Origin of the sequence: Pseudoxanthomonas kalamensis DSM 18571 (assembly GCF_010211745.1) — a bacterium.
GTDB lineage: Bacteria > Pseudomonadota > Gammaproteobacteria > Xanthomonadales > Xanthomonadaceae > Pseudoxanthomonas_A > Pseudoxanthomonas_A kalamensis.
The window spans coordinates 282,108-291,636 of sequence record NZ_PDWQ01000005.1; the positions used below are offsets into that span (position 1 = coordinate 282,108).

The following is a 9,529-nucleotide window of genomic DNA, read 5'->3' on the forward strand; positions in this document are numbered from 1 at the left end:
GTGTTTCTCCGTCAGGAGGAATCTTCGTCAGGGGCGGGTCGGCGTCATCGGAACGCGCGCGGATGCGAAATCCGCGCGCGCATCCTCAGTTGTCTTCCAGCTCCATGTTGATAGCCAGCGAGCGAATTTCCTTCACCAGCACATTGAAGGACTCCGGCATGCCGGCGACCATCTCGTGCTCGCCGTCGACGATGTTCTTGTACATCTGGTTGCGGCCCTGCACGTCGTCCGACTTGACCGTCAGCATTTCCTGCAGGGTGTGCGCCGCGCCGTAGGCTTCCAGCGCCCAGACTTCCATTTCGCCGAAACGCTGGCCGCCGAACTGCGCCTTGCCGCCCAGCGGCTGCTGGGTGACCAGCGAGTACGGGCCGGTCGAGCGCGCGTGCATCTTGTCGTCGACCAGATGGTTCAGCTTCAGCATGTGCATGTAGCCCACCGTCACCGGACGATCGAACGCCTCGCCGGTGCGACCGTCGAACAGCATGGTCTGGCCGCTGCTCGGCAGTTCGGCCAGAGCCAGCATCTGCTTGATCTCGGTCTCGGCGGCGCCGTCGAACACCGGAGTGGCCATCGGCACGCCGTCGGTCAGGTTCTTCGCCAGCGTGACCAGTTCCTGGTCACTGAACTGCGACAGATCGACGCGCTGCTCGCCAGCCACCTTGCCGTCGTGGTTGTAGATCTGGCCGAGGAACTCGCGCAGGTCCTTGACCGCGGCCTGGGCGTCGAGCATGCGCTGGATCTTCTGGCCCAGGCCCTTGGCGGCCCAGCCCAGATGCACTTCCAGGATCTGGCCGATGTTCATGCGCGAAGGCACGCCCAGCGGGTTCAGCACGATGTCCACGGTCTCGCCGTTGTCCATGTACGGCATGTCCTCGACCGGGACGATGCGAGACACCACGCCCTTGTTGCCGTGGCGGCCGGCCATCTTGTCGCCCGGCTGGATGCGGCGCTTCACGGCCAGGAACACCTTGACCATCTTCAACACGCCCGGAGCCAGGTCGTCGCCCTGGGTGATCTTGGCGCGCTTGTCGGCGAAGCGACGCTCGAATTCCTTCTCGTGCGCCTGAATCTGCTTCTGTGCGCGCTCGATCGCCTCGGAAGCGTCCTCGTCCTTCATCCGGATCGAGAACCAGTCGGCCTTGGCCAACCCGTCAAGGAAGGCGTCGCTGACGGTGTCGCCCTTCTTCAGGCCGGCGCCGCCGTTGGCCACCTTGCCGACGATCTGCGAACGCAGGCGGGCGTAGATGGCGCTTTCCAGGATGCGGAACTGGTCGTCGAAGTCCTTCTTGACCCGCTTGATCTCGTTGTCCTCGATCTGGCGGGCGCGCTTGTCCTTCTCGATGCCGTCACGGGTGAACACCTGGACGTCGATGACCACGCCATCCATGCCCGGGGGCACGCGCAGCGAACTGTCCTTCACGTCCGAGGCCTTCTCGCCGAAGATCGCGCGCAGCAGCTTCTCTTCCGGGGTCAGCTGGCTCTCGCCCTTCGGCGTGACCTTGCCGACCAGGATGTCGCCGGCACGCACTTCGGCTCCGATGTAGACCACGCCGGACTCGTCGAGGCGGTTCAGCGCGCTTTCCGACACGTTGGGGATGTCGGCGGAAATTTCCTCCGGCCCCAGCTTGGTGTCGCGCGCCTGCACGGTCAGTTCTTCGATGTGGATGGTGGTGTAGCGATCTTCCTCCACCACCCGCTCGGACAGCAGGATCGAGTCCTCGAAGTTGTAGCCGTTCCAAGGCATGAACGCGACCAGCATGTTCTGGCCCAGCGCCAGCTCGCCGATGTCGGTCGACGGACCGTCGGCCAGCACGTCGCCGCGCGCGACCACATCGCCCACGTTGACCAGCGGACGCTGGTTGATGCAGGTGTTCTGGTTGGAACGGGTGTACTTGATCAGCGAGTAGATATCCACGCCGGCATCGTGCTCGCCGACGATCTCGTCCTCGTTTGCCTTGACCACGATGCGGCCGGCGTCGATCTGCTCGATCACGCCGCCGCGGCGCGCGTTGACGGTCACGCCCGAGTCGCGCGCCACCGCGCGCTCGATGCCGGTACCGACCAGCGGCTTCTGCGCACGCAGCGTCGGCACCGCCTGGCGCTGCATGTTGGCACCCATCAGCGCGCGGTTGGCGTCGTCGTGCTCCAGGAACGGCACCAGTGCGGCCGCGATCGACACGGTCTGCATCGGCGAGACGTCCATGTAGTGGACTTCGGCCGGCGGCTTGAGCAGCGACTCGCCCTGGTAGCGGCAGGGAACGTACTGTTCGGTCAGCTTGCCGGAAGCGTCGTGGATCGCGTTGGCCTGGGCGATGACGTACTCGTTCTCCTCGATCGCCGACAGGTATTCGATCTCGTCGGTGATCTTGCCGTCGGCCACCTTGCGATACGGCGTCTCCAGGAAACCGTAGCGGTTGGTGCGCGCGTACACGGCCAGCGAGTTGATCAGGCCGATGTTCGGGCCTTCCGGGGTCTCGATGGTGCAGACGCGGCCATAATGGGTCGGGTGCACGTCGCGCACTTCGAAGCCGGCGCGCTCGCGGGTCAGGCCGCCCGGCCCCAGCGCCGACACGCGACGCTTGTGGGTCACTTCCGACAGCGGGTTGTTCTGGTCCATGAACTGCGACAGCTGCGAGGAGCCGAAGAACTCCTTGATCGCGGCGGCCACCGGTTTGGCGTTGATCAGCTCCTGCGGGGTCAGGCCTTCGGACTCGGCCATCGACAGGCGCTCCTTGACCGCGCGCTCGACCCGGACCAGGCCGACGCGGAACACGTTCTCGGCCATTTCGCCGACCGACCGCACGCGGCGGTTGCCGAGGTGGTCGATGTCGTCGACCACGCCGCGGCCGTTGCGGATCTCGGTCAGGACCTTGATCACTTCCAGGATGTCGGAGGTGGCGCCGAACTCTTCGCGCAGCCTGACCGACTCTTCGTCCTTGCGCTCGGCATAGTACTTGGCGTCGTACAGCACGGATGCGCCGGTGACCTCCTTGCGGCCCACCCGGCGGTTGAACTTCATCCGACCGACCGCCGACAGGTCGTAGCGGTCGAAGGTGAAGAACAGGTTGTGGAACAGGTTCTGCGCGGCGTCCTTGGTCGGCGGCTCGCCCGGACGCATCATGCGGTAGATCTCGACCAGCGCTTCCAGCTGGGTCTTGGTCGGATCGATGCGCAGTGTATTGGACAGGTACGGGCCGCGGTCCAGGTCGTTGACCCACAGCGTGCCCAGCACTTCGATGCCGGCCTTGCGGAAGGCGGCCAGCTGCTCTTCGCTGATTTCGTCGTTGGCATTGGCCAGCAGCTCGCCGGTAGCCGCGTCGACCACGTCGTGCGACAGGATGCGACCGACCAGGTAGTCGTCCGGCACCGCCAGCGCGGCGATGCCGGACTGCTCCAGCTGGCGCACGTGGCGGGCGGTGATGCGCTTGCCGGCCTCGACGATGACCTTGTCGCCGTCGGCCAGATCGAAGTTCAGGGTTTCGCCGCGCAGGCGCTCGGGCACCAGCTCCAGCTGCACGCCTTCGGGCAGGATATGGAAGGTGTTGATGTCGAAGAACTCGTTGAGCATCTCCTCGTTGGAGTAGCCCAGCCCGCGCAGCAGGATGCTGACCGGCAGCTTGCGGCGGCGGTCGATGCGGGTGAACAGCGCGTCCTTCGGGTCGAACTCGAAGTCCAGCCACGAGCCGCGGTAGGGGATGATGCGGGCGCTGTACAGCAGCTTGCCCGAGCTGTGGGTCTTGCCGCGGTCGTGGTCGAAGAACACGCCCGGCGAACGGTGCAGCTGCGAGACGATGACCCGCTCGGTGCCGTTGACGATGAAGGTGCCGTTGTCGGTCATCAGCGGGATTTCGCCCAGATAGACCTCCTGCTCCTTCACGTACTTGATCGCCTTGGTCGACGACTCGCGGTCGTAGATCACCAGGCGCACGGTCACGCGCAGCGGCGCGCCGTAGGACAGGCCGCGGTTGCGGCATTCGCGCTCGTCGAACACCGGCTCGCCCAGCTTGTAGCCGACATACTCCAGCGCCGCATTGCCGCTGTAGCTGGAAATGGGGAACACCGACTTCAGCGCGGCGTGCAGGCCGTGGTCGGCGCGCTTGGCCGGTTCCACGTTTTCCTGCAGGAATTCGCGATAGGAATCGACCTGGATCGCGAGCAGGAACGGGACTTCCAGGATCGAGCGCTGCTTGCCGAAATCCTTGCGGATGCGCTTCTTTTCCGTGAACGAGTATGTCGTCATGTGGCTGTGCCTCTGGCGTGCGGAACCGCGCGGCGCGGTCCGGGGGGAACATGTCTGGCTAACGATGGAACTGTCAGTTGGAAGTCGCTGGTATTGCCGGCACCAGCACGCCTTCTGTTGCTACTTCCAACTACCAACTCTGGATTTCATGCGTGCGACACAGGGGGTAGCCCGCACCGCCGCTACAACGCCGAAAGCCAGGGGCTTTCGCCCCCGGCTCCGGTTGCCGCCGATCAACTGGCGACGTACAACGCTTACTTGACTTCGACCGAGGCGCCGGCCGCTTCCAGATCCTTCTTGATCTTGTCGGCTTCTTCCTTGGACGCGCCTTCCTTCACGGTGCCGCCGGCTTCGGTCAGGTCCTTGGCTTCCTTCAGACCCAGGCCGGTGATGCCGCGGACAACCTTGATGACTTCGACCTTCTTCTCGCCGGCCGACTTCAGCACGACGGTGAACTCGGTCTGCTCTTCGGCAGCGGCAGCGCCACCGCCGGCAGCGGCCGGACCGGCAGCCACGGCCACCGGAGCGGCGGCGGACACGCCGAACTTTTCTTCGAAAGCCTTGACCAGCTCCATCACCTCGACGAGGGTCTTGCTGCCGATGGCTTCCAGGATTTCTTCGTTGGAAAGGGACATTGTGATTACCTCAAATTGACTAGTTTGGAAACAGCTTCAAATGGAAGTTGTCGCGAACCTTCTCGGACTCAAGCGGCCTTGCTCTGGCCGACCGCGTTGATCACGCGGGCGGTCGAGGCGGCCGGCTCGGCCAGGACGCGCGCAAGCATGGTCGCCGGCTGGGCGATCATGCTGACCAGCATGGTCAGCGCCTGCTCGCGGGTCGGCAGCGAAGCCAGGACATCCACATGGGATCCCGGATACATCTGCCCACCCAACGAAACCAGACGCGGCTTCAGCTTGTCGGCGGTCTTGGCGAAGTCCTTGATCAGGCGGCCGGCGGCACCGGGGTCTTCCTGCGAAAAGGCGTACAGCAGCGGACCGGTCAGCGCGTCCTTGACGACCGCGTAATCGGTGTTCTCCACTGCGCGCGAGACCAGCGTGTTCTTGGCTACTTTCAAGTACACGCCGGCCTGGCGGGCCTTCTTGCGCAGGTCCGTGAACTGCTCCACGGTCAACCCCGCGTAATCGGCGGCAACCAGCGAGTGCGCCTTGCCGGCGACCTCGGCCAGTTCGGCAACGACTTCCTGCTTTTGGGACAGATTTAGCGCCATTGCACTCCTCCTTACTACTTCGTTCCGCTTGCGGCTCCTGCCGCGTGCGGGCCTTGAGCGGCACCGTTCCCTCAGTGCCGGGAAAGCCCGAAGGCTTTCCGGGTGGTGGCCGTTTCCAGACGGTCCTGCATGTCTTCTGGAGGGTCGGCAACCATCTACGCAGGCCGGATCCGGAAATCCGATTAGGCGATCCCGCTGGTACCGGCGGCGACTCCGTGCCATTCCGAGCTTCCCTGCCCGTCGCCGATACGCGCTGACCGCACCTGCGGTCTTTGACGGCCCCGCGCCGGGGTTGCCCCCGTTGCGATGCCCTCAAAATTTCGCGGTGCCGCAATTCAGCGCGACACCGACTTTGCAATTCTTGTTACTTACTTCAGGGCCAGCGTGGACTGATCCACGGTGACGCCCGGGCCCATCGTCGAGCTGATCGACACCTTCTGCAGGTAGGTACCCTTGGAGGTGGCCGGCTTGGCCTTGACCAGATCGGCGAGCAGCGCCTGCAAGTTGGTCTTCAACGACTCGTCGTCGAAGTCCGCCTTGCCGATGGTGCAGTGGATGATGCCGGCCTTGTCGGTGCGGTAACGCACCTGGCCCGACTTGGCGTTCTTGACCGCCTCGGCCGGGTTCGGCGACACGGTACCGACCTTCGGGTTCGGCATCAGGCCGCGCGGGCCCAGCACCGTACCCAGCTTGCCGACCACGCGCATCGCGTCCGGGGTGGCGATGACCACGTCGTAGTTCAGGTCGCCGCCCTGCATCTTCTCGGCCAGGTCGTCCATGCCGACCACGTCGGCGCCGGCAGCCAGGGCCTCGTCGGCCTTGGCGCCCGCCGGGACGAACACCGCCACGCGCACGCTCTTGCCGGTACCGGCCGGCAGCACGGTGGAGCCGCGCACCTGCTGGTCGGACTTCTTGGCGTCCACGCCCAGGCGCACGGCCACGTCGACGGACTCGACGAACTTGGACTTGGTCGCGGTCTTGATGATATTCAGCGCCTCGTCAATGGCGTAGACCTTGCCCGGGGTCACTGCGGCCAGGATGGCCTTCTGTCGCTTGTTCATTGCCATGATCTCAGCCCTCCACCGTCAGACCCATCGAACGGGCCGAACCCGCGATGGTGCGCACTGCCGCGTCCAGGTCGGCCGCGGTCAGGTCGGGTTCCTTCGCCTTGGCGATGTCCTCGAGCTGCTTGCGGGTGACCTTGCCCACCTTTTCGGTGTTCGGGCGCTTGGAACCGGACTGGATGCCAACCGCCTTCTTCAGCAGCACGCTCGCCGGCGGCGTCTTGGTGATGAAGGTGAAGGTGCGGTCCGAGTACGCGGTGATCACGGTCGGAATCGGCAGACCCGGCTCCATTTTCTGCGTGGCGGCGTTGAACGCCTTGCAGAATTCCATGATGTTCAGGCCGCGCTGGCCCAGCGCCGGGCCGACCGGCGGCGACGGATTGGCCTGACCGGCCTTGATCTGCAACTTGATGTAGCCGATGACTTTCTTTGCCATTGCTTTGACTCCTGGAGTTCGAACGTCTGCACGCCATGCGGCTGCGGGACTCCTCCTCTCGCTAAGTTAAGACGCGGCAAACGCCGCGCCCGCCTTCAGGCCTTCTCCACCTGGCCGAACTCGAGCTCGACCGGGGTGGAACGACCGAAAATCAGCACCGCCACACGCAGGCGGCTCTTTTCGTAATTGACTTCCTCGACCACGCCGTTGAAGTCGTTGAACGGGCCGTCGGTGACGCGCACCATCTGGCCCGGCTCGAACAGCACCTTCGGCTTGGGCTTCTCCACGCCTTCCTGCACGCGGTCGAGGATGGCGGCCGCTTCCTCGTCGCGGATCGGCAGCGGACGGTCGGCGGTGCCGCCGATGAAGCCCAGCACCTTGGAGGTTTCCTTGACCAGATGCCAGCTTTCGTTGTCCATCCGCGGAATGCCGGACTCGTCGTGGGTCTCGATCTGCACCAGCACGTAGCCGGGGAAGAACTTGCGCTCGGAACGGCGTTTCTGGCCGGAGCGCATCTCCACCACTTCCTCGGTCGGGACCAGCACGTCGCCGAACTTGTCCTGCATGCCGTCACGGGCGATGCGGTCGCGCAGCGCCTGCGCCACCGACTTTTCGAATCCCGAATAGGCGTGTACCACGTACCAACGCTTCACTACGAATTACTCCTTACGCACCGCGGCCGAAGCTGAGGAACATCTCGATCAGCCACTTGATGAGCAGATCCACGCCGGACAGGAACAGGCTGATGATGATCACCACGAGCACCACCACCCAGGTCATGCGCATGGCTTCCTGGCGGGTCGGCCAGACTACCTTGCGCAGTTCGAAACGCGACTCGGCCAGGAACGCGCGGGTATCGCGGCCCTTGGCGCTGGTCGCGAACACCAGCGCGCCCAGCACCAGGCCCGCGGCGACTGCCAGCGAACGCAGCGGCGTGGCCCACTGGCCGTCGAACCACCACCAGGCCACCAGCCCGCCCACGACCAGCGCCATCGCCAGCACGTACTTGGCGATGTCGCCCGCCGAGACGGCGTCGGATTTGGATTGTTCGGCCTTGCTGTTCAAGTTGTCTGTCGCTCTGTAGGTAATCGCCCGGCTCGTCCCTCGCGGGGGAACCTGGCACGCCAGGAGGGACTCGAACCCCCAACCTGCGGTTTTGGAGACCGCTGCTCTGCCAATTGAGCTACTGGCGTGTATTTCGTGTTGCCAACGCCGCCGTCGCCGGGAGTTCCCTTAGACGGCGAAGGCGGACCGAGGTTCCGGTCCGCCCTTGTTGCCTCATCAAGCCATGGATCCCCGACAGGAACACTCGGGGATGACGGCCTGACAAAGCCGGACAGGCAATGCCTGCCCGATCAGGACGTCACTTGATGATTTTGGCCACCACGCCGGCGCCGACGGTCCGGCCACCTTCGCGAATCGCGAAGCGCAGACCCTCGTCCATCGCCACCGGGTTGATCAGCTGCACCACCATCTTCACGTTGTCGCCCGGCATCACCATCTCGGTGCCCTCCGGCAGCGTCACCGCGCCGGTGATGTCCGTCGTGCGGAAGTAGAACTGCGGACGGTAACCCTTGAAGAACGGCGTGTGACGGCCGCCCTCGTCCTTCGACAGTACGTACACCTCCGCCTCGAACTCGGTGTGCGGGGTGATCGTGCCCGGCTTGGCCAGCACCTGACCACGCTCCACTTCGTCACGCTTGGTGCCGCGCAGCAGCAGGCCGGCATTGTCGCCCGCCTGGCCCTGGTCCAGCAGCTTGCGGAACATCTCCACACCGGTCACCGTGGTCTTGGTGGTCGGACGAATACCCACGATCTCGATTTCGTCGCCCACCTTGATGATCCCGCGCTCGATGCGCCCGGTCACCACCGTGCCGCGGCCCGAGATGCTGAACACGTCTTCCACCGGCATCAGGAACGGCTTGTCCACGTCGCGCTCCGGCGTCGGGATCCAGCTGTCCAGCGCGTCCACCAGCTGAATGATCGCCGGCACGCCGATCTCCGACTGGTCGCCTTCCAGCGCCTTCAGCGCCGACCCCTTGATGATCGGGGTGTCGTCGCCCGGGAACTCGTACTTGCTCAGCAGTTCGCGGACTTCCATCTCCACCAGCTCCAGCAGCTCGGCGTCGTCCACCATGTCGGCCTTGTTCAGGAACACCACGATGTACGGCACGCCCACCTGGCGGGCCAGCAGGATGTGCTCGCGGGTCTGCGGCATCGGGCCGTCCGCGGCCGAGCACACCAGAATCGCGCCGTCCATCTGCGCCGCACCGGTAATCATGTTCTTCACGTAGTCGGCGTGGCCCGGGCAGTCCACGTGCGCGTAATGGCGCGTGTCCGATTCGTATTCCACGTGCGCGGTCGAAATCGTGATCCCGCGCGCCTTCTCTTCCGGCGCCGCGTCAATCGCGTCGTACGCCTTGAACTCGCCGCCAAAGCGTTCCGCGCCAATCTTCGTCAGCGCCGCCGTCAGCGTCGTCTTGCCGTGGTCCACGTGACCAATCGTGCCCACGTTCACGTGGGGCTTGGTGCGCTCAAACTTACCCTTTGCCATGGCTGCT

General features: G+C 64.8%; 8 protein-coding genes and 1 tRNA gene. All 9 read right to left on the minus strand.

Features of this window, described 5'->3' with window-relative positions:
* Positions 1–85 precede the first annotated feature (85 nt).
* Positions 86–4,240: a DNA-directed RNA polymerase subunit beta gene (rpoB, locus tag CSC70_RS11845; protein WP_162456827.1), complete on the minus strand. Its 4,155-nt coding sequence runs from the start codon at positions 4,238–4,240 to the stop codon at positions 86–88.
* A 254-nt stretch (positions 4,241–4,494) separates the two neighbouring features.
* Entirely contained in the window at positions 4,495–4,875 is a 381-nt protein-coding gene (rplL, locus tag CSC70_RS11850) for a 50S ribosomal protein L7/L12 (protein WP_162456828.1), read from the minus strand.
* A 68-nt stretch (positions 4,876–4,943) separates the two neighbouring features.
* On the minus strand, positions 4,944–5,468 hold the full coding sequence (gene rplJ / locus CSC70_RS11855; RefSeq protein ID WP_162456829.1) for a 50S ribosomal protein L10: 525 nt from the start codon (positions 5,466–5,468) through the stop codon (positions 4,944–4,946).
* Positions 5,469–5,836: 368 nt separating this feature from the next.
* A complete protein-coding gene (gene rplA / locus CSC70_RS11860; RefSeq protein ID WP_162456830.1) occupies positions 5,837–6,535 on the minus strand; it encodes a 50S ribosomal protein L1 in 699 nt (232 codons plus the stop codon).
* Between the two features lie 4 nt (positions 6,536–6,539).
* Positions 6,540–6,968 (minus strand): 50S ribosomal protein L11, encoded by a 429-nt coding sequence (gene rplK, locus CSC70_RS11865; protein WP_162456831.1) that lies wholly within the window; start codon positions 6,966–6,968, stop codon positions 6,540–6,542.
* Between the two features lie 95 nt (positions 6,969–7,063).
* Complete coding sequence (gene nusG / locus CSC70_RS11870; RefSeq protein WP_162456832.1) at positions 7,064–7,621, minus strand: transcription termination/antitermination protein NusG; 558 nt, start codon at positions 7,619–7,621, stop codon at positions 7,064–7,066.
* 13 nt (positions 7,622–7,634) lie between these two features.
* Positions 7,635–8,033 (minus strand): preprotein translocase subunit SecE, encoded by a 399-nt coding sequence (gene secE, locus CSC70_RS11875; RefSeq protein ID WP_162456833.1) that lies wholly within the window; start codon positions 8,031–8,033, stop codon positions 7,635–7,637.
* Positions 8,034–8,085: 52 nt separating this feature from the next.
* Positions 8,086–8,161: transfer RNA gene (locus CSC70_RS11880), tRNA-Trp, on the minus strand.
* A gap of 170 nt (positions 8,162–8,331) precedes the next feature.
* A complete protein-coding gene (gene tuf / locus CSC70_RS11885) occupies positions 8,332–9,522 on the minus strand; it encodes an elongation factor Tu (RefSeq protein ID WP_162456834.1) in 1,191 nt (396 codons plus the stop codon).
* Between the last annotated feature and the right edge of the window lie 7 nt (positions 9,523–9,529).